The organism is endosymbiont of Acanthamoeba sp. UWC8 (assembly GCF_000730245.1).
Taxonomy (GTDB): Bacteria; Pseudomonadota; Alphaproteobacteria; order Rickettsiales; family Midichloriaceae; genus Jidaibacter.
Genome location: NZ_CP004403.1, coordinates 459,308 through 482,833 on the forward strand (window position 1 = coordinate 459,308; position 23,526 = coordinate 482,833).

Here is a 23,526-nt window from a genome sequence, read left to right on the forward strand (position 1 = left end):
TGATTTATGGCTTTTTTTCTACCCATCCTTTCCTCTTTATCTATATAGCTTTGCAAAAAGCATACAAATAGATAAAACTAAATTACATTGGAAGTTAAATTTTATAAATATTTCTCTTTATATGATTTTGGCTTTCAGTACATCAAACCTAAAACCGTCCCAAAGTAATCCACCATATGGAGCGAGCAGTTTAGTGACTAAGTTTTTCAAATCCTGAACATCCACACCTTGGAACGCTTTTTCAAAAGCATGTGAATATTCATAAGCAATATTAGAATTATCTTTTTCTAAATAACGCAAAATTGATTTTCCGCTTGCACTCCATTTATTTTGCGCTCTAAAATAAAAGCGTGCCAGCTGCTCATAAAGCTTGGCAGTGGAAGCAATCTGTTCTGCACGTGAATTGGGATAAAGAATATCATCAAGTAAATCAGTGATTAAAAAACGCTCTTTATCAGTTTCTTTCTTTTCCCAGACTAAGGGTTTGAGATCAAATTTTTCTCGGGTAAAATCCTTAATGCGTTTTGAGAAATTTGACTCAGGCATTATTTCCCTTCCGTTTAAAATCATTTCCATACTACCGCATATCCCTATTTCCTTTATCTTTTCAAATAATACTCCCAAAGTCTCAGGATCATGAATAAAAACATCGATCAGCCAATCATCATAGATGAAAGCTTCCCGATAAGAATTAGATATTCGCTCATAAACTATGACAATATCCAAATCGGAAGCGTTTGTGCCTAGCCCCTGTGAAACGGAACCTCCCCAAAAGACTGCTTTTGCCGCACTATAACGCTCATCGATTAATTTTTTAATTACACTTAGCGGTTTTTTACGCATTATTCCTCTTCTTGATCATCCATATCACGCTTAGGTCAGTCTCTTGTTTCACAGCCTTAAGCCCGGCTTTTTTATAAGCGTGTATAGCTGCTTTATTATAGCTGCATAAAATGTTGTTTTCTGTCAAGGTAAAGGTTATTTTATGGATATTGATGGATAATAACAACATGAAATTAGTTGGCTTCACGTTATGTTACCGGCTCATGCATAACGGTGGACGGCGGAATTTCATGGGGAGGATAATCGGAAAGTAGGTAAACTCATGCGCTTATTTAATTTTATTTTAAAAGCAGCTTACCCCTATCGCATTTATTTAGCCGGTATGTTACTTACCATGGCAGGCACAGCTTTACATATTAACTTACGAAATTACCTGACGAAGTTATTAATCAATGCGGTAGTAGGTTCTCAAAATAATGAAGTAATCTATATAGCTTTTACTTATTGTGTACTTCAGGTTTTCATTGTTTTAGTTTGGGTGGTTTATGACTTTTGTGCAATAAAAAATATTCCGCTTACATCAGATATAACCAATCTAATGATAGCAAAGATCGAAAAATATGATATTACTTTTTTCAAGATAATCTCGGCGGCAGCCTTTCGTCTAAAATTAAAGATACCGCCACCCTTATTCCCCATATTATCTATACTATAATAGATAACTTTCTCCATTTTTGCTTTCTTATCTTAATTGCCTTTATACTTTTATTCCAAGTGCATTGGTTTTTTTGCTTTATCGTATCTTTTAATAGCACATTACTGCAAAGATCGGAGAATGGCCATGAAGACATTTTAATTTTATAAAGGTACTTAATTATTTTATCTCCGGGTTGATTTAAATCATAGATTAAATATAGTTAACTTACCTTTAACCATTATATGAGCAAATAATGGCATTTATAGAAGAATTTAAAGCTTTTATTTCTCGTGGCAATGTATTTGAGCTTGCAGCCGGGATTATGATAGGGGCTACATTCAACAATATGCTGAATTCTCTGGTAGGAGATATAATTATGCCGATAGTCGGCTGGTTGACGGCAGGGATTGATTTTTCCAATTACTTTATAGCTCTTAACGGAAAGCATTATGATAGCCTCAGATCTGCTAAAGATGCAGGGGCGCCGGTGGTAGCCTATGGAATATTTATTAATTATGTCATCAAATTCTTAATTTCTTCAGCTGTAATTTTTCTGGTAATTAAGCAAGTAAACCGTTTACATTATTCATTAGCACCACAAGATAGCAGAAATCTCAAAAAGGACTAAACATGAAAAGAATAAATGTTACACATGATGAAATAAAGTTAATAGGCATTAAAGTAAGGACGAGTAATAAAGCTGAATTTAACCCGAGCACTGCAAAAATAGGGGCAACTATTGAGCGATATTTTATAAATCAAATTGCCGGTAAAGTAGCTGATCGGAAGAATCCCGGTACGACAATTTGTTTATATATGGAATATGAAAGTGATATGGACGGGGAGTATTCTTACTTTATCGGTGAAGAGGTAACTTCTTATGATAATTTACCTGAAGGATTAAATACTCATACCATCCCTTCTCAAACATATGTAAAATTTACTACGCAATCAGGAGTTATGCCTAATGTAGTTATAAATGCCTGGCAACAGATTTGGCAAATGTCTGCAAGCGATTTAGGCGGCATACGTAGTTACCGCGCAGATTTTGAAATCTATGATACAAGAAGCAAAGATCCGAATAACACTATAGTTGATATTTATATAGGAATTAAATCATGACATATATAGTTGAACAAACTTTATCTCCCTCCGGTAATGATATTGACTTTCTTACAAGAAAAATTAATGAGGAAGCAAATAAACATGGAATAAGTGAAGAAGCTTATCAGTTTGCTTTTTTTATAAGAGAAAACGGAGAAAAAATTATTGCAGGCTGTAACGGTTCGGTCATTTACGGAGCAATTTATACTGATCAACTCTGGGTTGATCCCGAGTGTAGAAATAAAGGCCTTGGTAGAATGCTAATGGAAAGAGTGCATAGCTACGGAGGTGAAGTCGGCTGTAATTTAGCAACCGTTACTACTTTAAGCTTTCAAGAGGCTTCGAGTTTTTGTGAAAAACTTGGATATAAATGTGATTTTGAGCGTGCAGGCTATTCTTATAATTCTAAATGCATATTTTTAAAGAAGAAGTTATAACTTTTAAATCTGAACAAAAAAGAAATATAGTAAATTAAGTTATAAATCATACAATAGCATTTATAATCCGTGCACTTTATAACCAAGTATTCCGTATCACTAATTTAATTGTTAAATTATTAATTTAACATATATTTTTTATTTATACTCTAATACTTAATATATTTTAACATTGTTGATGAGTATTTACTGCTAATATTATTTTTAATAAATAATTACTTTTAGTAATCTATATTTTTTAGTTTTATACAAAAGTATAATGTTGATTGCTCTATAAACATATAAAGTATTTTGATAATTTAAAATTTTTTTATTTTATCTACTTTTAATAGAAATATAAGTTTAAAAATAAATTTTGTAACTAACGTTAATTTGGTTAATTTAAAAATTATACAGGGGTATTAATGGAAGATCATTTTATTAATTTAGCTTCAGCTAACATTCAAACACATAACTCAGATGACTCAAGCTTCATAGTTTTTGGAAGAGATGAATTGCCTAAAGAAGAAGAGAGCTTTATACATTTTGGAAGAGATGAATTACCTAAAGAAGAAGAGAGTTTTATACGTTTTGAAAGAGAATATGGAGAAGGGCAGTGTTCCGGAGAATGGAGTAGCTAATTCCAACGCTTTCTATTATATAGTAGATATACTTACTGCAAGAGCATAACTTTATATGGCTTTTTATAAGCTTAGCCTCTATTATATTTCTCTATATTATTTCCAATCTTTTCTCCTAATCTCTAACCTCTTTTTTTACTTTCTCTTTCCTATCTGTCGGGTAGTGTGACTATTATTGCTTTTTTATTTCAGGTTTGTTACTTTTTTATTAATTAAAACTTATTTGCATATGTACTTAAAATAATTTGTATTTATTTGGTATATATTATCTCTTATTTTGCACCACCAGGAACATTTGAACTTAAATTTATAGCTTCGAACTTAAATTAGCTGTAAAAACCTCAGCGTAGAACATTTTCCGTTTTCTGTCGTGACCCCAAGTACAGATACATAAGAATTATTAAATAATTTTTATGAGCACTACCCTTTAAAGGGGGCAACGCTACTATTATTTAAGTAATTTCAGAAAAGAAGCCGCTAAGGTAATTAAAGTCTATCAAAATAAATGTGTAAGGTATTTAACTTAATTGACTATAATTCTTTATACAAACATGTAGTAAATTAAGTTAAATATCATCCATATAGAGAGCATAGTTGAACTGTAAAAAACTAAGTTTTCCCATAAATGATATAGTCATTTATAAAGCACCTGCTCCATAAATGGCGGTTAGGCGCATGCTTCTCATTAGCTTATAATATGAAGGCTTTATTAGCGAACAAAAACTTTTCCGGTTCTTTTAATTTTTCTTTGTAATTGAAGGATTCCATATAACAATGCTTCAGCTGTAGGCGGGCAACCGGGAACATAAACATCAACGGGCACAATCCTATCGCATCCCCTCACAACCGAATAAGAGTAGTGGTAATACCCTCCGCCATTTGCACAGCTTCCCATAGAAATTACATACCTCGGTTCAGGCATCTGATCATAAACTTTTCTAAGCGCCGGCGCCATTTTATTGGTCAGCGTCCCTGCAACAATCATCACGTCCGATTGCCTTGGCGAAGGTCTGAATATAAGCCCTAACCTATCAAGGTCATAACGGCTGGCTGCAACGTGCATCATCTCGACCGCACAGCAGGCAAGCCCGAAAGTCATCGGCCAAAGCGAACCGGTTCTCGCCCAATTTACTAACTTATCAAGCTGAGCTATAACAAAACCGCGGTCACTCATTTCATCAGTAACCTGATTAAGTAGAGCATCTTGTTCAATTCCAGGTGGTATAGGTCTTAACGTCACTTTTTTCTACTCCCTTTTATTCCCAATCTAATGCGCCTTTTTTCCATTCATATATGAAACCGATGGTCAGCACCACTAAAAAAACTATCATTGACCAAAAGCCGAGCAACCCGATATCTCTTATAACTACCGCCCATGGAAAGAGAAAAGCAATCTCAAGGTCAAAGATTATAAATAAAATTGAAACTAAATAGAACCTAACGTCAAATTTACTTCTGGGAGCATCAAATGCTTCAAACCCGCACTCATAGGAAGAAAGTTTTTCGCTATCGCCTCTTAGGGTAGCAAGCAAAAAAGGCAGAATAGACATTATAAACGCCAAGCCTCCAGCTAGTATTAAAAAAAGTAAAATCGGTAAATAATCTGTTAGAATATGTTGCATACTAGCTCTTCTTATCAACCATAATGTTTCTTGTTGCCGACGGTAAAGTTACCGTTAACCCTTCCAAATCTTCACTCACAATTATTTGACATCCAAGCCTTGAAGTACGGGTAAGCCCGAATGCTAAATCGAGCATATCTTCTTCTGCTTCAGAAGGCTCCGGTAACATATCGTAAAACTCTTTATCCACAATAACGTGGCAGGTTGAGCACGCAAGCGAACCGTCACATGCTCCTTCCAAATCAATATCATTTTGATGAGCAACCTCAAGCAACGAGAGCCCTAAGGGCGCATCTATCACCTTTGTAGTTCCGTCATTTACAATAAAATTAATTTTAGGCATCTTATCCCTTAAGCAGCTTTTAGCGCGTTTTGCTCATTTATAACTTCAGAAACGCTTTCTCTTTTAATTTTTACTTTAACGTTTTCTGCTATTTCTACAACCAAATAGTTACTGTTTTCGTCAACTTTAACAACTTGCCCGAAAATCCCGCCTGAAGTCACTACTTTATCACCTTTGCTAATTTTGCTCAGCATCCCTTGATGCTCTTTCATTTTCTTTTGTTGCGGACGGATAAGGAGAAAATAAAACACCACCATGATTAAAACAAGGGGAGCAAAACTGGTGAGCATTGAGGGTTGCTGAGTTGCTGCTGATGTTGCATCCGTTGCAAAAGCTTCTGAAAATAAACTCATTATGTATCCTACTTTAAATTTAAATTTTTCGGTATATTAATTTAACCGCAAAGTTAATGCAAGTAATTTGGGCAGGAGTATATATTCATTGAGTTTTAAAATAGCTCTCAGCCGGCTTATTCGCTTCGCTTTTTAAATACTGATATTTTTACATCTACCGTCACGGTTAATTCTTTTAATGAAAGCAGCTCTGCTTTTTTTCTCCCCTCTCGATTTAAAATAAAAAGGAGTCATGGCAAGCAGGTTTTCTATATCTTCCTGCACGCCGATCCGGCATTTAAATGTGAGAGGTAAAGAATTTTCAAGTGTGAAATATTCTTCTGCTTTTTTTATTAATTTATCTTCTGCTTTTTCGGCAATAGAGGAAAATAATATATTTCTCATTTCTATTAAATGTGAAGAGGAAGGCGTAATAGTAATTAACCTACCCGTGTCGGCAAGCACCCTATGATATTCATTAAAATAAAGCGGAGCAAACACGGAAAGTGCTATATCTATTGTCCTTTCTTGAAGGGGTAGCTTAATTGCGCTCCCCACACACCATGAAACCCCTTTATTATGCCCGGCAGCTAATTTTATCGCCTCTTTTGAAATATCAATTCCGTAGTAATTTCCTTTTACTTTTAAATGGCTATCTAAATGCTGTTTTAAATTAGATAAATAGTACCCCTCTCCGCAGCCGATATCAGCTATATGAAAGTTTTCTTTTACCGGTTTTAAGTATTCATTAGTAATGAACATATTTAAAGCGTCGGATATCGGTTGGTAATATCCTTTATTTAAAAACTTTGCTCTGCTATTTACCATCATCCGGTTATCACCCGGGTTTTTAGAGTTTTTCTGATTTACAGGTAATAAATTCACATAGCCCTGGCGTGCTTTATCATAAATATGACCTTTCTCACACCCTAAATATTTATCATACCCGATGAGCTTTTCCGCACCGCAGATAGGACACATAAGCGCCAAAACTTCATTAGCCGTAATTTCCTGGTTTGTATGCGGCATTATAGCTCCTAAAGTAAGTTAATTAATTTTTAGAATAGCGAGCTTAAAAGTAGTGCTTGTAAGCTGCTCCTGAGAACAAGTTGCTTATATAGTATTGCCCTCCCTTCGTTTAAACCGATTCAACCCCTTTAACTTCAGGTATATAATGTTTGAGCATATTCTCAATACCGCTTTTTAAGGTAAGCGTTGAACTTGGGCAACCTGAGCAAGCGCCATGCAACTCAACATAAACCACTCCTTCTTTAAAACCTTTGTAAATTATATCACCGCCGTCATTAGCTACAGCCGGCCTTACTCTGGTCTCAATTAATTCTTTAATTTGTTTTACCGCTTCATTGTCTTCCCCATCATCCCCGGCTTCTGCTTTAAATGCATTTTCCATTATCACAGGTTTTTGTGCGACAAAGTGATCCATAACGGAAGCAAGTACTATAGGCTTTAAAACACTCCAATCAGCACTCGGGTCTTTTGTAACAGAGATAAAATTATCAGTTAAAAATATTCCCTTCACACCTTCAATTTCAAGTAAGACAGCGGCAAGCGGAGAAGTAGAACAGTCTTCACCTGAATGATAGGTGAGAGTACCTTCTTTTAATACTTGAACGCCGGGAATAAATTTTAAAGTTTGAGGGTTAGGAGTTTCTTGAGTCTGTATAAACATAACTTTCACTCATTAATTTTTTGAGGAATGATACTCTTTAATCATATAAATGAAAATAAAATTATTTTTATTAATTGGGATTGAATTTTCCAATCTCCTTAGGCTGCCGGCTTTAAAATATATTTATTTTGCACGCACACTTCCATCAAAATCATTTCTTGAAGGGGTTCCGATTAAATCCTTAGGTGCAGAAATTTTATTATAAGGAATTATTGAATTTCTAAGTAATGTAATAGTAATCCTTCTATTTTTCTCGGCATAAGGGTTATTCGGATCCGCCGGATCCGTATCCGCTTTTCCGACTACTCTTCCGATTTGCTCGGAAGGAACTCCGCTTTGCACTAAATATCTACGTGCTGCATTCGCCCTATCCGCAGAAAGCTCCCAATTAGTATATATGCCGTTAGTATCATTTACCGCTCTATCGGTAAAACCTGAAAGCTGGAGGAAGTTAGGAGTAAATTGAATGAGCTTGGCAATTTTAAATAATATTACTTCCGTAAAAGCGGTAAGCTCAGCGCTGCCGGGTTTAAACATAGGGTGCTTATCTTGTCCGAAAATCCTAATCTCTAAACCTTCAGGGGTAACAACTAACTGTAATGAATTTTTATACTCCTGTAGGCTTTTATCTTTTTCAATTAACTTATTTAACTCACCTTCAACTAATTCATATCTTTGATTTTCTTGTTCTTCTAAGCTCGCTTCGGTTCCGATTTTTTTTACGGTTACAATATCACCGACGCTTTTTACGCCGTATTTGAATCCTTGAGTTTTATCTTCATCTTTTAATCCTTCTTTTTGTGCAGCTGAACTAAACCCACCTTTAAAACCTTCACCTAGCTGCCCTGAGATTCCGATCGTCGGATCAAAGTATTCGGCAATACCTTTTAGCTTTTCAGTCGGCACGGCATTTAAAAGCCACATAAGTAAAAAGAAAGCCATCATTGCAGTCACGAAATCTGCATAAGCCACCTTCCAAGCTCCACCGTGATGCCCATGATGTGCGGCAAACACTTTCTTTATAATTATCGGAGCTTTTTTAGTTTCTTCTTTTTCCTTATCTATATCTTTCTCTTGCATTCCTATCTCACAATTAAGTTCTTTTTCAAGCTTTTTTCAAGTTCGACAAAGCTTGGTTTTAAATGATCTGGGATAATCTGGCGTGCACATTCAATGGAAATGGTGGGAGGGTGTCCCTTAGCATGCGAAACAATTGCTGCTTTTATGCACTCCAGAAATTTTACTTCTTCATTAGTATAGCCTTCGAAAAACGCACCGATTGGGGATATTATTCCATATGATAAAAATACACCTAAGAATGTCCCTATAAGAGCCGCTGCAATTTTCCTTCCGAGTATGCTCGGATCAGCTGCAATTGATGCCATTGCATTAATTACACCAAGAACTGCTGCAATTATTCCAAGCCCGGGTAAGCTATCCCCTAACCTATTAAAGCAGGAAGCAAGGTTTTGACCCTGTATTTTTTTCTCAAATAATTCATCTTCCATCATTTGTTGCAATTCATAAGGGTTTTCAAACCCTAGTACTATTAGGCGCATATAGTCGGAGATAAAGGTGGTAACCTGCTTATCTTCAAAAATTTTTTTAAAGCGTTTAAATAGAAAACTCTTTTCAGGGTATTCGATTTGATTCTCTAAATCCATTTTGGAATTTGATTTAGAGTATTTAAGTAAATTGAATAAAAACGAGAGCAACTCAACATAGTCTTCTTTTGAATAAGGCTCTCTTTTTGTAACTTTATGAATATTAGTGAATGCTAATGTCAGCGAAGTTTTTGAATTGGATATAATAAAAGAACCGACTGCCGTACCAAGAATAATTAAAGCTTCGAAGGGATGAATTAAAACTAAAATATTACCACCTCCGCCTATGAAGCCGATAACCAGTGATAATATTACTATAATTATGCCTAATTGGAACACCGTTGCCGAAATATTAAATACACCCTTAAGAATTAGTATTATATAATATTTCGGCTAGGTAAAGGATTGAATTAGAAAAATTATATTTTTACCACCAGCCTAAAGCATACCACCATGCCGAGCCGATAGTCGCCCAAACCGCCAAATTAACTAAACTTACCAGAAAACCGACCTTCCACCAAGTTTTAGTATTAAAGTAACCTGCTCCGAAGAAGACAGGAGCCGAGCTGATTCCATAGTGAGTTAACCCTGCGGCAAGCGAGGAGAAATAAGCGAGAGCTAATGCGGAAACCAACTTCGGTACACCTGCACTGATCAGTAACATTAAAAATGTACTGTAAAGCACGGTAATCTTTGCAGTAATACTTGCAAAGAAGTAATGAACATAAAAATACAGCAATCCTATTACCACAATTGTCAGCATCATGCCTTTGCCTGCAACCAGGTGCTCAATTTGCCCGCCGATCCATGCCATTATACCGAATTCTTTTAAAAAACCCGACATCATTACAAGCGTACCGAACCAGGTCAAAGTATCCCAGGCTCCTTTTTCGCTTAAAGCATCATTCCAGCTTAATACCCCGGAAATTATCAGTATACAAAACCCAAGTAACGCAGTGGTAGTTGCATTGAACCCTACCCTATAATCTAAAATCCAAAGTGTAATTAATAATACGAAAGTTAAAAGCATTACAACTTCATGCTTAGTAATTTTACCCATCTCTTTCAAAGCCTGCTTAGCAAGGCGGGGAGCATTTTCAGTGCTTTTAACACTAGGTGGATAAATAAGATAAATGACTAAAGGAATGAGGAGCAAGCTTATTATCCCCGGAACAATTGCGCCCAATGCCCAAGTTTCCCAAGATATATCTACGCCGAACTGCGGCGCAAGTTTAAGAACCAAAGGGTTTCCCGCCATTGCAGTTAAGAACATAGCACTGGTAACTACGTTCGATTGAAAGCAAACCTGTATTAAAAACCCTCCGCTGTGGTTTTTATCCTTCCTGGAAGGGTTATTCTTTTCATATTCATCAGACAACGCTTTTGCGATCGGAAATATTATTCCCCCGCCTCTTGCCGTTACGCTTGGAATCATTGGAGAGAGTATAAAATCGGTTAATACTAAACCATATGATAGCCCTAAAGTACTTTTACCGATTTTAGAAATAAAGTAGTAAGCTATCCGCTTACCTAAACCCGTTTTAATGAATCCCCTTGATATAAAGAAAGCAAACACTACAAGCCAAGCTATATCTATACTGAAAGCGGAGAGCGCCTGATGGAGAGTCAGAGTATGAGTAATTATACATACTAAAATACTGAATAACGCTATGGCTCCAATCGGCATAGGGTTTAAAATTATGGCAATAATAGTGGTTATGAAAATCCCGAACAGGTGCCAAGCTTTAAGATCGACCCCAATCGGTGCAGGAACATTCCACAGCACTGCTCCTAAAATGAATACTAACAGCACTTGTTTAAGGTTTATGTTGCCGGAGCTCATATATAAAAACCAAATGAATTTTTAAATTTAATGCAAAATATACCAAATAATACCGAAAAATCTAGCGGTAAAATAAGAAAATAATTACCTTGAATCCTATTTATTTAATGATATGAACAATAGCTCATTTATACTTCTGCATTGTTTATTACCCCCCTTTCCGAGCCTTAATTCCCCAAAAAAATCTTCGGTTGATCGATAAAAGCTTGCAATATAAAGAAAAATAGGGTATAATTCAGCGCTTTATAAATAAATTTATTATGGTAAGCATGAATATTATCCTTCGGCTTTTTACTGTTTTATTTATCTTATTCTCACAAGCTGCAACAGCAAATAACAATGAAGTGTTATTTGAGAAAGAAATGCAGGTTATATCAATAGATAAAAAGAAAAAAATTGCAAAACCCGTGGTCGGATTATCTTTTACCGAAACCGGGATTGCTTCATGGTACGGCCGTGAATTCGGCGGAAGGCCGACTGCAAGCGGAGAAATCTTTAATCCTGATTTAATGACCGCTGCTCATAAGTATCTACCTCTAAACAGCATAGTTAAGGTCACCAACCTTGAGAACAGCAAATCAATAAAAGTTATTATTAATGACAGAGGGCCTTATATAGAACCTCGCGTTATTGACCTTTCAAGAATGGCGGCGGAAGTGCTGGGTTTCAGCAAAAAAGGGTTGGCTAAAGTTAAAGTAGAATACCTACATAACGAAACCATGGACTTAAGCAATGCTATATCTCCTAACAGAAAAAAAAGGTTGCATAGAGAGATTGAAAAGTTTTCCGCTAATAAATGGCGGAAGGTTATCAAGGCTCATCAGTAGGTAAGCAGATTATATGTATAGTTGGTTCCTTTTATCTTTTACATCTATTCTTTTTGTAAAATACTGTTGACCTATAGAATATTCATTTTAATCTATTGGAAGATAGAAAATTTGTTAATTAGATTAAAGTGTTTTTTAAAGACAGATCCATTTTTATAGAAGATGAGAAATATTTTATTGAAGATAAAGTAGCGGAGTTTATTCCGATTGCCTGCCATTACGATAAAGAAACACTACTTACCAAGAACGGGGAATTACTGCAAATAATTAAAATTTCCGGGCTGGAAACAAATGATAGCGAATTTCAAAAAGTGAATTTGCGTGACCAACTTAGAAAAGTAATAAAAAAACATGTTACCGAATATAAGTATGCAGTTCATATACATGTGCTTAGAAATAGAGAAAATATGGTTCCTCCAGGTGAAATGCCTTTTGGCTTTGCTGAAGAACTAAACCAACAGTGGGCTAAAAAAAACAATTGGGATAAACAGTTGGTTAACACGTTATATGTAACCATTATCAGACAAAACATTCAAACCGGTACCTTCGACCCGAAAACTTTGATTTTTCCACTAATTAAAAACCAACATTATAATCACTTAAATGCTGCATGTGAAGAGTTGCACAATATCACCAATAATATGGTTGATGACCTAAAAAGATTCGGTTCAACCAAGCTTGCCATGCAGAAAACCGAAGACGAAGGATATATATCTGAACTCCTTTCTTTATATAACAACCTTGTGCAATTAACCCAAACGAGAGCTCATGTACCGATTAAAGATTTATCCGAATACTTAGCAAATATTAAAATTAAATATAAATTTAATACCGTGGTAATAGAAGGCGCTGATTTTAAAAGATATTGCGCTGTATTTAGTTTAAAACAACCGCAAAATATCTCGGTTAGTGCATATGATAAGCTGCTCCAGCTTGGCATGCAGTTTATAATTTCAGAATCTCTGTACTTCGTATCATCAGATACCGCATTAAAGAACCATAAAAAAATGATGTCTCATTTAGAGGCTGCCAAAGCACAAGATATAGCCCAAGAGAATGACTTAGCCGACATTCTAAATGAAGATAAGGGCAATAATAATGATTACTGTGCTCATCAGGTTACCCTCTTGGTATACAGCGATGATGAGAGTTTTTTCCAAGATAAATTAAACAAAACCGTTGAAGTGCTGCAAAATATTGGCCTGGTTGCAGTAAGAGAAGATTTTAAAATGGCCAAATGCTTCTGGTCACAACTACCGGGCAATTTTAGATTTATAGATAGAATTAACTATACGGCAACTAATTTAATCGGTGCACTCACCTCGATTCATCATAAAAATATAGGCTGTTATAGCGGCAGTAAGTGGGGGCCTGCTATTTCCCTGTTTAGAAACAATGACGGGAACCCATATTACTTCAATTTTCATAATCATAACAACGGTAACACATTAATTATAGGCAATGAACACAGCGGAAAAAATGTGCTTATGAAGTTCTTTCTTACCCAAAGCACTAAATTAAATCCACGAATAATTTTTATTGATGGTGAAGGCAATTCCGAAAAATTTATCGAGGAGCTAGGCGGATTATATGTTAAACCGAACCCGGATGATTTCTCTCCCGTTAAAATAAAGCTTTTTGATAAAGAACTTTTTAGAGGAAAATTAGAACTGTTCAGTAATTTCTTAACTAATTTAATTTATCCCCGTGCCAGTGATAATGCGCAATACCAGGCTTTTTTTGCCGCCCTTGCTAAAAGCTTATTCGAAGGTAATGAGAATGAGGATCCTTATACCCTACTTAGCGGTATAATTGAAAAATCAGAAGATGAAGCAATAAAATCCAGTTTCAACAGTTACTTTAATAGTGAAATTTACTCCAACTTCTTCGATGAGGATTTTTTGGATTTATTCACTTTAGAGGATATTCTAAGTATTGATATAACGGAGCTTTCCAAGTCTAAACCGATTCAGGAGGCTTTCTTAGTATTATTACTGCTTAAGATACCTTCACTTCTCGATGGTAGACCTACTATTATTGCATTTAATAAATGTTATGACTTATTCTTCAGCAACGTGTTTTCCTCGCTCTTTCCCTCCTGGCTTGATGAACTGACGAGTAAAAATGCAATTGCTTTTTTCTCAACCGATACGACTGATAAAATATTAGATAATGATTGTTTGCGAAATTGTTTAGATAAGTTTGCTACTCAAATTTTTACTTCAAATAAATTTGCCGATAAAAAATTTAAGCATTCGTTCAGCCTTAATGAATTTGAGTTAACTCAAATTAAAGCTTATAGTGTTGAGCGCCGAATGTTCGTGCTAAAACAGGGAGAATATTCAATTGTCGGTGTGCTTAATCTTGCGGATTTACCGGAAATATTAGAGGTACTTAAATAATGCGTTCTTTTTTATATATATTTTTCTTATCGTTTTCTATTATTTTTATTGATATCAGTTTATCTTTTGCTTACTCGGAGAGCGGTTCCTGCGCAGATTGGACAAGGGGATCGGATACCATGGGGAGGAGGGAAGTATGTAAAGGCGGTTTCCCCACCACTAATGAGCGCATGAAAATAGCAAGAGTTAATACTGATGCGTTTAGTCCCGTATATAAAATTTACCATCAATGGTGTTGGTTTCAATTTTTCGGAGAATGTGTACTTTGGGATACTAATATTCGTAGCGCAACATTTCATGAAAGCGATTTTTATAATCGGCTTAGTGAAAACTTTGGCTTAAGCTCAAATGCAAGACAGTTATTTTGTCATACGGTTGCAGTGTATTCATATGCTCCGGGCGCAGGTTATCAGCATAGCGGAAGAAATGATACAAATCGCACGAAAATTTGCGGATATTACTGTATGTCTGATGTCGGGGGCACGTGCTCTCCTACTTTCAATTGGGATTATTCCTTAATAGGATGTGTTGACGGACCTATTTATCCCGGCCCTCCTACTTTTAATGACACGATCGCACCCGGAATGGAACCGATGGTTGATGACACGATCGGGCTTGAGGATTCACTTGATGTAAACGGCAATAGAGTACAAGGATATATAAGTTTAGGCAGTAAATTCGATCAACCGGTGATTCGCTTAAATGAAATAACCGGTGCCGGAAGTATTGAACGTACACTACTACTTAGATATAAGTTTCCCGGTGATACTACAAATTACGACAATTTAAAAACTTGCAACCAAATCCCGGGCTCGGAAAATAAAATAAGCTATTGCGCGCAAGTTCCATCCGATAATCCTTCGCAGGTGTGTGTTTGTCAGGAAAATTCCTGTGCAAATGAAGTTTATTTAGGATGTGTACCAAGACCGACTCCTCGTCAATCAAACTACGGAATTGTCAGTGAATATACTACCACTAATGGCACAGTTAGCGGCAAATCTACACAAAATCCCGCCCTAAAATATTATTTTGTTAAGTTAACTAATAGCGGAGAAATCATTTATATTGATGCCGATGGCTCGGCCGCAGCCTACGGTAGTGATAAAATAGCCTATAAGCTTGATGCTGCGGGTAGTTTAAGCGCAACGCCGGCTAATGGAACCTTGAATTATGCGACGCTTGCGCTCTCCCCGACATTCGGCAATCAAGAAAAAGATTCCCTTCCGCTAAAAGAATATTATGAAAATATTCTTACCGCTTCTAACGGTCAAACTACAACTATACTTGCACAAGACGTTTCGGCAAAAATTTACGGTGTACAATTTGCTGCATTCATTCCGCAATTTAATGCTAACGGCACATATCGCAAAGTAAAGATTATAACTCCTGCTATAAGAGCAAGTACGGACGGTTGCGGCGCTTATAGTGTAATTGTGGGAGAAGACGGGTACACAGGTTCCGATATGTATCCTTCATATACCGTCCCTTCAGGAAAAAGAATCAGAAATCTCTGCTGTGCTGGAGGAGCGGGGTCTTCTAACTGTTTAGTTCCGCCTATTACGGCATGTAAAAATCCGAAAGGTGCTATGCCTGAGCCTGATTATACTGCTGAATTCTCAGTGTGCCCCGGAATTTATAACGGCGCTGTTGATGTTAATAAGCCTGATAAGATGTGTTTAGTCGAAAGTGACAGTTTAGTCGGGAAATCCGACTGGGATTTTATTAACGCAAAAGACCAGGTATGCGTTGATATAATAACTCCTTAATTATTCCGGTTCTATGATCATAGAAAACATTATGGTTATAAGATCTGATTTAATCTGATAATACTCCGGGTTATTTAAACTTCTGATTGATTAGTAGTTAAAGTTATAATAAAGTGACGCTTTGAGTTTTAAATCCTTAAATATTTTAACAATAATTATGCGATCAACGGTTAAAAAAATGATTTTTTGGAATGACATAAAGCTAGCTCTTCAATTAAGAAATAGTGAAATAGATGAAGATGAAAAATTTTATTACTATTTAGTTACTGTTGTGCTCTTTACAATATGCGGTTTAAAGGGGGGATTGTTAGCTTTATCAGTTGAAATAATAGGATTATTTTGTATATTTAAAGCTAATCGCCGAGGAGATAATAAAGCTTTTATCGAGCGCGTTGTTTGCCTTTCCTTACCAATTGCGGTTAAAGGATTTGTACTTTTACTACTAATAATATCAATTGAAATGCTAATGCTTGAATTTATCATTAACAGTAAATCGGGATTAAACTCGTTCATTTTAATAAATAGTTTATTTTATTTATTTTATTATTATATACGTTTATATAAATCTATAAAAGTCGCTTGCGGGCTAACAGATAGGTAACAGCAACTTTACGGCTCATAAAATAAGCAGATGGAGCACTTATTTAAACTTTAAATTATGTGTTGCATTTATAACAATAGGGGTTGTAATTATCACCTTTAATGCTACTATTAATTGAGAATATTTTATCTAAAATTTAGAGTTATAATTTATGGCATTAAGTATTAGTCTTCCAAACAACATGGATATGATAGTAAAAATCGGAGTATTCGGTGTTGGTGGGGCAGGTAATAACGCAGTCAATAACATGATTACGTCGAACCTTGAAGGGGTGGATTTTTGGGCGGCAAATACTGATGCACAAGCATTAGATCACGCACTTACCAGTAACAGAATTCAGTTGGGAGCAACTTCGACAAAAGGTTTAGGAGCCGGTTCACATCCTGAGGTCGGTAAAGGAGCGGCGGAAGAATCAATGAGTGAACTTCTTTCTGCGATGGAAAATTTGAATATGGTGTTTATCACCGCAGGTATGGGAGGCGGAACCGGAACAGGTGCAGCTCCCGTCATCGCTAAAGCAGCAAAAGAAAAAAATATCTTAACCGTGGGTGTTGTTACCAAGCCGTTTCATTTTGAAGGAATGCGCAGGATGAAAGTTGCCGAACTCGGTTTAGAAGAAATGCAAAAATATGTGGATACATTAATTGTGATCCCGAACCAAAATTTATTTAGAATTGCTAATGAAAAGACAACTTTTGCAGATGCTTTTAAAATGGCGGATAATGTTCTGCATTCGGGAGTAAGAGGTATAACCGACTTAATCACCATGCCGGGACTTATTAACCTGGACTTTGCGGATATTAGAACCGTTATGAGTGAAATGGGCAAAGCAATGATGGGCACCGGTGAAGCTGACGGTGAAAATCGCGCGATTAAGGCAGCTGAAAATGCCATCTCTAATCCGCTCCTTGATAATTCGTCCATGAAAGGTGCTAAAGGCGTGCTGATCAATATCACGGGTGGCGCGGATATGACCTTATTTGAAGTTGATGAAGCAGCTAACAGAATTAGAGAAGAAGTTGACGGTGAAGCAAATATTATTTTCGGTTCTGCTTTCAATGCGGATTTAGAAGGGAAAATCAGGGTATCGGTGGTTGCAACCGGAATTGATTCCGAACATTTCATCAAACGCACTAAACCTGATGTAAATTACCAAAAGCCTGAAAATATTATAACCAAACCTCAAGCGATTGATACAACTACTTATGCTAATGACTCGGAGACTGAAAGTGAAGAGCAGCAGCAGACGAGCAATGCTTTTATAGCACCAAAACCGGCTGAACCTGAAGAATATGAGTTTCAAAACTTGGTTAATGATCAGGAAGAGGATGCGGAAGATAATGCATCTTTTGAGCATACTCAACCGACTGCTGAAGCTTCAACTGATAAAACCAAAGAAGCTAAACCTTTCAGTTTATTTAGTAAAGTTACTTCAAGCTTTGCACATAAAAACACTTCTAATGACGAGAAATCTCAGAAGCAGCCTTCAAAAGAGGATTTATTTGATATTCCTGCATTCTTAAGAAGAAAAGGTAATCAATAACTTTTTTAAACATTAAAAATAATTTAAGAGGCTATTACAAGCCTCTTAATAATTACGGATTTTTTTTAAAAGCATTAAAATAGCCAGGTATTAATGGATATGGATTATTAATAGCAAAGTTATGAATCACCTCATGACAACTACTGACAAGAAGCTTATTAATGCTAGTGGTTTTACACTTATAGAACTTTCTATAGTATTAATAATAATAGGATTCTTAATTGCCGGGGTATATGCCGGCACCACCCTTATAAAACAAGCACAGTTACGTTCGGTGGTAGAGGATTTTCAAAAATATTCCATGATGTATAATACATTTTATAATAAATATAATAAAGTTCCGGGAGACACGAATATAGCTTTTTCCTTATGGGGTACTGAATGTGCAGCCTCTATGGCGTTATGCAATGGAAATAATAATGGTATAATTTTCAATAACGATGAATCAAATAAAGCTTGGAAGCACTTACAGCTCGCAGGCTTACTAAATTCTAATATAGCCATACCTAACGGAATTGAAGAAAGTAAAATAGGGGTTAACGCGCCGGCCAGCAAGATAAAAGGAGGGGGCTATATGTTCTTTGGTGACCTTTCTCCCTACACCAATAAAGATAATGTAATATTCATAGGGTCAGAGCGACCTTCAACAATGTTGATAGGTAGTATACTTACCCCTTATGAGTCATGGAGCATAGATCAGAAAATTGATGACGGTGCACTAGACGACAGCGGTAATCACAGCGGCAGTATTACTGGCATGGTGAGAGCTATCAGCGGTAGTGGTGGCAGTTGTATGAATTCTGTCACCAATTATTATAATATAACGATCGCAACCCCTGCATGCAGGCTGGGTATGAAGGTAAATACCTGGTAGTAAACATTATTCATTAATAAAAATTCTTTTTAAGAAAGTTTTTTTACAAAAAGATTAATCTAAAATTTCATCATTATTAATAAAATTATACCATAAGGAGCTGCCCATATTGCTTAGCATAGCGGGCATATTACTAAAGCCTAATTTTATTTCATATAAATTATTAGCCAGGCAATAGGAAAGATTATCAGTACAATGCCCTTCGTCCAGATAAGTTTTAAACTCTTCCCTAAATAAAACATATTCTATATTTTCCTCAACACAATTACTAAACTTCGGTTCGAAGTTTTCTGCACTACTGTTTTCCTTATAACATTTTGAAACAATATTAGTACATATAGCAAAATCGGATTTGTTATAATTAAATGCTTTATCATATAGTTTATTGAGCAAACTTGTTATCTTTAAGATGTTAAATGCTCCTTCAACCTTCTTCTCTAGCTGAGTGTCTATTTGGTTATTTAGAACCTTTAGTACATTATATTTCTCACATAACGCTCGCGAGAAAGTACCCTGCTCAAAGGGTAAATCATCATATTCTTTTTCCGGAAAGATCGGCATCATAAAATTTTTTCTCATAAGCTATACTCCGGTTAAATTAATTAATTAAAAAAGTTATTTTGAAACTGAAACTGATTAATAAATCTTTTCCGAATATACTCCTTTAAAAAAAAATGGTATACTTTCCGAGAATTTTTATGCTTAATTTATGTGGATGGTATGATAAAAATACTAGTATTACAAAGTAAGCCGCCTTATAAGCTCAGATGGTACCGAAATTTTATTCCCTTCCCCTACCGTTTGAGAAAGTTGTGAAATTTTAACCATAGCTCCTTTCTCTCTTAATATCTTTATAATTTCCAAGTCTATTTTTAACTCAGGAAGGTGGGTAATTATCTCTTTTATAACTTCATTATTAGTTATTCTCACTAAATATTCTTCTTTTTCTTCGTTAAGCACAACATCAACATTATCCCTTAGTTCCCCTTCTCCTCTTGTTCTTCGTAACCATTTCAGTGTTTTTAAGTTATCCGCTTCTTTTACAACATGAAGATAACATGGGCTGTAAGGTTTTAAGCAATTAGCCTGATATGTTATCTCCTTAAGCTCGGCTTCCTTATTTTCAAGTTCACCAAAGCTTATTGCTTTATAAAGGGCTGTTTTACCGATATATTGGTTAGGCATTTCAACATATTCTAAACTTTCATCTAAAAGTATAAACCTATCCCCGCTACTATGGTTACCGACCTCTTTTTCGGTACCAAATCTTCCTCTTAGAAACTTACTTAGTTTATATTGATTCTCACTCAGAAGCTCAGCATTTTGAAATTGGATAATCTCATTATTTATCACGGCTAAATTGCCGTAGTTAATTAACTCATCAAAGCTTATGCTCTTTAAGCTACCGCTTATGATATTTACCGTCACTGAACTTTCAAGATCAATAACTCCCGGAATTGCCTCATTATTTAAAGTGCTTAACACCGCTCCCATAGTCGCAGCTCTTTTTACTCGGCAAATTTCTTTATATTCTTGTGTATTAAAATTTAAATATACGGTGCAGCCGCTCCAATTGCTGCTCAGTGGGCAAGCTGCAAATAGTACCCTACCCGTCTGATTAGTTTTTTCTTCTCCCAGTGACGGTATATCTAAAATTTCCAGGTAAGTTTCTGCAATTCTATTATCGACGGAATTTATACCACTGATATCCATATCAGGTCTCATATCATATAAATCAAGATTTTCAGCTACCCCTTCAACTTTTAAAACACGGTTTTTACCGAAACATATATTAGTAATTCTAACGAAATGCTTTTCATTGTTAACTTCAATTTCAACTAAATTCCCGGGGTTAAGGAATGCATATTTAAGTGATAAGGTAAAAGTATATTGCATCTGCTCAAGCCATGAACCGAACAAAGCTATATCAGCAATTCTTCGGGCGATATGCTCAGCCATAACAATCGGCAAGTTAAGGGTTAGTTGCTCCTGACTTGAGGTGTGATATCTTTGTGCATGAACGGTAGAAACCTGAAAATCACGATAAGAATTGAAGAAATTAATATTAATGAATTGAGGCAGCTCTGTTTCCTGCACTCTTTTTATATGAATTGTTTCAATATTATCTCTTGAGACTTTAGTAGCAACTAAGTCATCTGGATCAATTTTATATATTTCTTTATGTATCCGCGGCATAAAAGTAAGGCGCCGGTTCTGCTCAACAATATCAAAGAAGTAAGCTTGTTGAAGCATTTTGATCACATTTCTTAGATTGCTTGGTGATGTAATACAAAATCCCTCAATCGGGTGATTAAGCTTAGAGACATCAATATCGGATTGCTTTAATGCAGTCCTTTGCAACAGCTCCATAATCACTTGCGCAAGAGTCGAGATACCTAATTTACCTTGTACCCAGTGCCCTCTAGCCCAGCAGGCACCATCAGCCCAAACATCATTTAAATTAGGCCAATAAGGATAAGGCCTTGCATCCCAAGTCCATAAAAATTTATTTTCAATCATCTCGGAATTTCGCCACTTCTTCTCGGTGGCCTCAATTGCGGCACGCTGAGCAAAAAGGTCTATACTTGCATCGGAATGAATCGGCACATTTGATTCCGAGGTAGACGGATCATAAAATACATTAGGTTGATTCGAGGCACAGGTTATCGAAGGAAATCCGTATTCGGTAAACCAAATTTTTTTAGATTTCGGCCGCCAGGAAGTCTTTTTACCGTCTGGGTTATAGTGCTCGTTCTCCCACCAGTATCTTATATTTTTCCATGCCCACTCGGGTGATAAATCTGCCTTTCCTTCTTTTTTAGCTGAATCCGAATAGTAAAAATCATACCCTTCTCCCGATTCCCATCCCTTCATTAATTTCTCAACATCGTATACACTGTGCTTTTCATTACTAAGTGGGAAATATGCATCGATTCCGATGAAATCAATATGAGGTGATGCCCATAAATCATCGAGATGATGCCACCCCTCATCAGAATGGTGATATTCACTCCAATCGGCAGCATAACTGACTTTAACCTTCTCCCCTAAAATAACTTTTACTTTAGCTGCTAAATTTATTAGCTCCTCAACAGCCGGAAAGTTATTATCTTTAGTTTTTACAGAAGTTAAATTTTTCAACTCCGAGCCGATGATAAAAGCATCAACTTTGCCTTTAACCAGGCGGGCATAATGCAAAATAAATTCATTATAACCCCGTTTTTTATTAAAAAAGCTTTTAACATCTTTGGCTTCACCCGATATATGTCCTCGCCACGGCTTATCCTCTTGATCCACAAAGACCATAGGGTAGAACATTACTTTAAATCCTCTCGATTTCATTTCATCCAAATAGCGTGATATGCTTTCATCATTAGTAGTACCGCCGTAAATCGGACGTCTTTCTTTCTGAGTAATAAGCCGAGCTGTTTCACGAGTAAATCCGGCAACTTTCCACATTGAAGGAGTAGTCAGCACATTAGCTTTATATTCGACTCCCGGTTCAATAATTGCATTATTTATATCAAGCGAAGAGGCAAACCATGAAGCTACGGGAGCAACCCATTTTACATTAGGCAGTGTTTCTTTCAACTGATCCAGCGCGAGCACGGCATCGGCCTTACCCGATAAGTTATTCCGGTTAATTGATTGTCGCATTCCCCTTTGAATCCAACCTCCGTCATAATAATCCACATCCAGTTTTTGCTGCGTATTCGTATCATAAACAAACTCACCGCAACCCGGGATGATAATAATCGATTCAATCAAATCCTCTACTCTTTCTACTTCCCCGCCGGAGCTAATTTCCTTTCTTACTTCAAAATTAAAATTAGGAATACGGTTGCCGAATTCCGCAAGCTCTAAATTTTCAAATACTACATAAGCAACCCCTCGATAAGCTGGAGTTTTTCCTATTCCCTGTATACTTTCTATCAAGGGATCTGGAAGTTGGGCTTCATCTCCCCGATAAATCCTCATATTATAAAGAGTGGGGTCTAACGCTCTTCCATCGGCTATCACCTTATTAATTGAAGAAATTGTTCCTTCACATAATGCAATTGCAAGTGAAATACTGTAACTGTAATCAGTATGGGTTTGCTTAATTTTCATCCCCTTACCGCCGCCGGTCTGGCGCCTGATATGAGAAGTTTCCTTGATATCGGTCGCCCATATAATGTTTCCTGCAATAAGTGCACTACCGAAAAGTATATTAATCATTTCACCGTACACCGAGCTTTGCATTGCTAAATCAGAAAGTCGCTTCCCGTGAGTATTAATATTCTGCTTACTTCCAAATAGGTTTTGATCAATAAATGAACCGGCAAAACTTCCGGCCAGCTGACCGATACTTGCCCCGAGCGCACTTCCGATACCTGCCATACTTCCTAAGCTTGCACCTGCAATGCTTCCGACACTACTTAAAATAATTGAAGCCATA

General features: G+C 36.2%; 23 protein-coding genes. 11 read left to right on the forward strand and 12 right to left on the reverse strand.

The features are described from left to right. Nucleotides 1–117: 117 nt before the first annotated feature. On the reverse strand, nt 118–843 hold the full coding sequence (locus I862_RS02205) for a nucleotidyltransferase domain-containing protein (RefSeq protein ID WP_038538476.1): 726 nt from the start codon (nt 841–843) through the stop codon (nt 118–120). Between the two features lie 262 nt (nt 844–1,105). Between I862_RS02205 and I862_RS02210 the strand changes: the two genes are divergently transcribed. The 5 genes from I862_RS02210 (at nt 1,106) to I862_RS02230 (ending at nt 3,641) form a co-directional block, all read left to right on the forward strand. Continuing rightward, entirely contained in the window at nt 1,106–1,498 is a 393-nt protein-coding gene (locus tag I862_RS02210) for a hypothetical protein (RefSeq protein WP_038538478.1), read from the forward strand. A 235-nt stretch (nt 1,499–1,733) separates the two neighbouring features. Continuing rightward, nucleotides 1,734–2,108, forward strand: coding sequence for a large conductance mechanosensitive channel protein MscL (gene mscL / locus I862_RS02215; protein WP_075260578.1), 375 nt, complete (start codon nt 1,734–1,736; stop codon nt 2,106–2,108). A gap of 2 nt (nt 2,109–2,110) precedes the next feature. Further along, on the forward strand, nt 2,111–2,602 hold the full coding sequence (locus tag I862_RS02220; RefSeq protein WP_038538481.1) for a GyrI-like domain-containing protein: 492 nt from the start codon (nt 2,111–2,113) through the stop codon (nt 2,600–2,602). Then, on the forward strand, nt 2,599–3,021 hold the full coding sequence (locus I862_RS02225) for a GNAT family N-acetyltransferase (protein WP_038538483.1): 423 nt from the start codon (nt 2,599–2,601) through the stop codon (nt 3,019–3,021). Before I862_RS02220 ends, I862_RS02225 begins: the two co-directional genes overlap by 4 nt. Nucleotides 3,022–3,425: 404 nt before the next feature. Beyond that, the gene (locus I862_RS02230) at nt 3,426–3,641 is read left to right on the forward strand and encodes a hypothetical protein (RefSeq protein WP_038538486.1); all 216 of its coding nucleotides are present in this window, start codon (nt 3,426–3,428) and stop codon (nt 3,639–3,641) included. A 709-nt stretch (nt 3,642–4,350) separates the two neighbouring features. On the opposite strand, the gene I862_RS02235 is transcribed toward I862_RS02230, so the two are convergent. The 9 genes from I862_RS02235 to I862_RS02275 all read right to left on the reverse strand — a co-directional run bounded on the left by I862_RS02235 (nt 4,351) and on the right by I862_RS02275 (nt 11,075). Further along, nucleotides 4,351–4,881 (reverse strand): NuoB/complex I 20 kDa subunit family protein, encoded by a 531-nt coding sequence (locus tag I862_RS02235; protein WP_038538489.1) that lies wholly within the window; start codon nt 4,879–4,881, stop codon nt 4,351–4,353. A 16-nt stretch (nt 4,882–4,897) separates the two neighbouring features. After that, nucleotides 4,898–5,263, reverse strand: a complete 366-nt coding sequence (locus I862_RS02240; RefSeq protein WP_038538492.1) for an NADH-quinone oxidoreductase subunit A — start codon at nt 5,261–5,263, stop codon at nt 4,898–4,900. 1 nt (nt 5,264) lies between these two features. Further along, nucleotides 5,265–5,606 (reverse strand): ferredoxin family 2Fe-2S iron-sulfur cluster binding protein, encoded by a 342-nt coding sequence (locus I862_RS02245; protein ID WP_038538495.1) that lies wholly within the window; start codon nt 5,604–5,606, stop codon nt 5,265–5,267. Nucleotides 5,607–5,614: 8 nt separating this feature from the next. Next, nucleotides 5,615–5,959 carry a preprotein translocase subunit YajC gene (gene yajC, locus I862_RS02250; RefSeq protein ID WP_038538498.1) on the reverse strand — a complete coding sequence of 115 codons (345 nt, stop codon included), beginning with the start codon at nt 5,957–5,959 and terminating at the stop codon, nt 5,615–5,617. A 132-nt stretch (nt 5,960–6,091) separates the two neighbouring features. After that, nucleotides 6,092–6,967, reverse strand: a complete 876-nt coding sequence (locus tag I862_RS02255) for a putative RNA methyltransferase (RefSeq protein WP_052646325.1) — start codon at nt 6,965–6,967, stop codon at nt 6,092–6,094. 109 nt (nt 6,968–7,076) lie between these two features. After that, on the reverse strand, nt 7,077–7,628 hold the full coding sequence (locus tag I862_RS08750; protein WP_038538502.1) for a NifU family protein: 552 nt from the start codon (nt 7,626–7,628) through the stop codon (nt 7,077–7,079). 123 nt (nt 7,629–7,751) lie between these two features. Then, nucleotides 7,752–8,708, reverse strand: a complete 957-nt coding sequence (locus tag I862_RS02265) for an OmpA family protein (protein WP_052646326.1) — start codon at nt 8,706–8,708, stop codon at nt 7,752–7,754. Nucleotides 8,709–8,710: 2 nt separating this feature from the next. Then, nucleotides 8,711–9,571 (reverse strand): flagellar motor stator protein MotA, encoded by an 861-nt coding sequence (motA, locus tag I862_RS02270; RefSeq protein ID WP_038538504.1) that lies wholly within the window; start codon nt 9,569–9,571, stop codon nt 8,711–8,713. Nucleotides 9,572–9,659: 88 nt separating this feature from the next. Beyond that, nucleotides 9,660–11,075 carry a DASS family sodium-coupled anion symporter gene (locus I862_RS02275; protein ID WP_038538507.1) on the reverse strand — a complete coding sequence of 472 codons (1,416 nt, stop codon included), beginning with the start codon at nt 11,073–11,075 and terminating at the stop codon, nt 9,660–9,662. A gap of 269 nt (nt 11,076–11,344) precedes the next feature. Here I862_RS02275 and I862_RS07805 point away from each other — a divergent pair, with 269 nt between their 5' ends. The 6 genes from I862_RS07805 (at nt 11,345) to I862_RS07810 (ending at nt 19,088) form a co-directional block, all read left to right on the forward strand. Next, complete coding sequence (locus tag I862_RS07805; protein ID WP_199398817.1) at nt 11,345–11,902, forward strand: septal ring lytic transglycosylase RlpA family protein; 558 nt, start codon at nt 11,345–11,347, stop codon at nt 11,900–11,902. A gap of 128 nt (nt 11,903–12,030) precedes the next feature. Continuing rightward, nucleotides 12,031–14,304, forward strand: a complete 2,274-nt coding sequence (locus I862_RS02285; protein ID WP_038538510.1) for a VirB4 family type IV secretion/conjugal transfer ATPase — start codon at nt 12,031–12,033, stop codon at nt 14,302–14,304. Then, a complete protein-coding gene (locus tag I862_RS02290; RefSeq protein WP_038538513.1) occupies nt 14,304–16,070 on the forward strand; it encodes a hypothetical protein in 1,767 nt (588 codons plus the stop codon). Before I862_RS02285 ends, I862_RS02290 begins: the two co-directional genes overlap by 1 nt. Before the next feature lie 178 nt (nt 16,071–16,248). Then, nucleotides 16,249–16,671, forward strand: coding sequence for a hypothetical protein (locus I862_RS02295; protein ID WP_038538515.1), 423 nt, complete (start codon nt 16,249–16,251; stop codon nt 16,669–16,671). A gap of 151 nt (nt 16,672–16,822) precedes the next feature. Continuing rightward, entirely contained in the window at nt 16,823–18,214 is a 1,392-nt protein-coding gene (gene ftsZ / locus I862_RS02300; RefSeq protein ID WP_038538518.1) for a cell division protein FtsZ, read from the forward strand. Between the two features lie 133 nt (nt 18,215–18,347). After that, complete coding sequence (locus tag I862_RS07810) at nt 18,348–19,088, forward strand: pilus assembly FimT family protein (protein ID WP_052646328.1); 741 nt, start codon at nt 18,348–18,350, stop codon at nt 19,086–19,088. Nucleotides 19,089–19,142: 54 nt separating this feature from the next. Here the strand turns inward: I862_RS07810 and I862_RS02310 are convergent, their stop codons facing one another. Then, a complete protein-coding gene (locus I862_RS02310) occupies nt 19,143–19,667 on the reverse strand; it encodes a hypothetical protein (protein WP_038538521.1) in 525 nt (174 codons plus the stop codon). Between the two features lie 159 nt (nt 19,668–19,826). Beyond that, the gene (locus tag I862_RS02315) at nt 19,827–23,525 is read right to left on the reverse strand and encodes a baseplate multidomain protein megatron (protein WP_038538524.1); all 3,699 of its coding nucleotides are present in this window, start codon (nt 23,523–23,525) and stop codon (nt 19,827–19,829) included. Nucleotide 23,526 lies beyond the last annotated feature (1 nt).

Excerpts from the sequence above, each read along its gene's own strand:
- I862_RS02230 (WP_038538486.1), top strand. The coding sequence starts at position 3,426 with ATGGAAGATCATTTTATTAATTTAGCTTCAGCTAACATTCAAACACAT.
- I862_RS02240 (WP_038538492.1), bottom strand. The coding sequence starts at position 5,263 with ATGCAACATATTCTAACAGATTATTTACCGATTTTACTTTTTTTAATA.
- I862_RS02290 (WP_038538513.1), top strand. The coding sequence starts at position 14,304 with ATGCGTTCTTTTTTATATATATTTTTCTTATCGTTTTCTATTATTTTT.
- I862_RS02315 (WP_038538524.1), bottom strand. The coding sequence starts at position 23,525 with ATGGCTTCAATTATTTTAAGTAGTGTCGGAAGCATTGCAGGTGCAAGC.
- I862_RS02220 (WP_038538481.1), top strand. The coding sequence starts at position 2,111 with ATGAAAAGAATAAATGTTACACATGATGAAATAAAGTTAATAGGCATT.
- I862_RS02275 (WP_038538507.1), bottom strand. The coding sequence starts at position 11,075 with ATGAGCTCCGGCAACATAAACCTTAAACAAGTGCTGTTAGTATTCATT.
- I862_RS02225 (WP_038538483.1), top strand. The coding sequence starts at position 2,599 with ATGACATATATAGTTGAACAAACTTTATCTCCCTCCGGTAATGATATT.
- mscL (WP_075260578.1), top strand. The coding sequence starts at position 1,734 with ATGGCATTTATAGAAGAATTTAAAGCTTTTATTTCTCGTGGCAATGTA.
- I862_RS02210 (WP_038538478.1), top strand. The coding sequence starts at position 1,106 with ATGCGCTTATTTAATTTTATTTTAAAAGCAGCTTACCCCTATCGCATT.
- I862_RS02245 (WP_038538495.1), bottom strand. The coding sequence starts at position 5,606 with ATGCCTAAAATTAATTTTATTGTAAATGACGGAACTACAAAGGTGATA.
- I862_RS02205 (WP_038538476.1), bottom strand. The coding sequence starts at position 843 with ATGCGTAAAAAACCGCTAAGTGTAATTAAAAAATTAATCGATGAGCGT.
- I862_RS08750 (WP_038538502.1), bottom strand. The coding sequence starts at position 7,628 with ATGTTTATACAGACTCAAGAAACTCCTAACCCTCAAACTTTAAAATTT.
- ftsZ (WP_038538518.1), top strand. The coding sequence starts at position 16,823 with ATGGCATTAAGTATTAGTCTTCCAAACAACATGGATATGATAGTAAAA.
- I862_RS02255 (WP_052646325.1), bottom strand. The coding sequence starts at position 6,967 with ATGCCGCATACAAACCAGGAAATTACGGCTAATGAAGTTTTGGCGCTT.
- I862_RS02310 (WP_038538521.1), bottom strand. The coding sequence starts at position 19,667 with ATGAGAAAAAATTTTATGATGCCGATCTTTCCGGAAAAAGAATATGAT.
- I862_RS02265 (WP_052646326.1), bottom strand. The coding sequence starts at position 8,708 with ATGCAAGAGAAAGATATAGATAAGGAAAAAGAAGAAACTAAAAAAGCT.
- I862_RS07810 (WP_052646328.1), top strand. The coding sequence starts at position 18,348 with ATGACAACTACTGACAAGAAGCTTATTAATGCTAGTGGTTTTACACTT.
- I862_RS07805 (WP_199398817.1), top strand. The coding sequence starts at position 11,345 with ATGAATATTATCCTTCGGCTTTTTACTGTTTTATTTATCTTATTCTCA.
- yajC (WP_038538498.1), bottom strand. The coding sequence starts at position 5,959 with ATGAGTTTATTTTCAGAAGCTTTTGCAACGGATGCAACATCAGCAGCA.
- I862_RS02295 (WP_038538515.1), top strand. The coding sequence starts at position 16,249 with ATGATTTTTTGGAATGACATAAAGCTAGCTCTTCAATTAAGAAATAGT.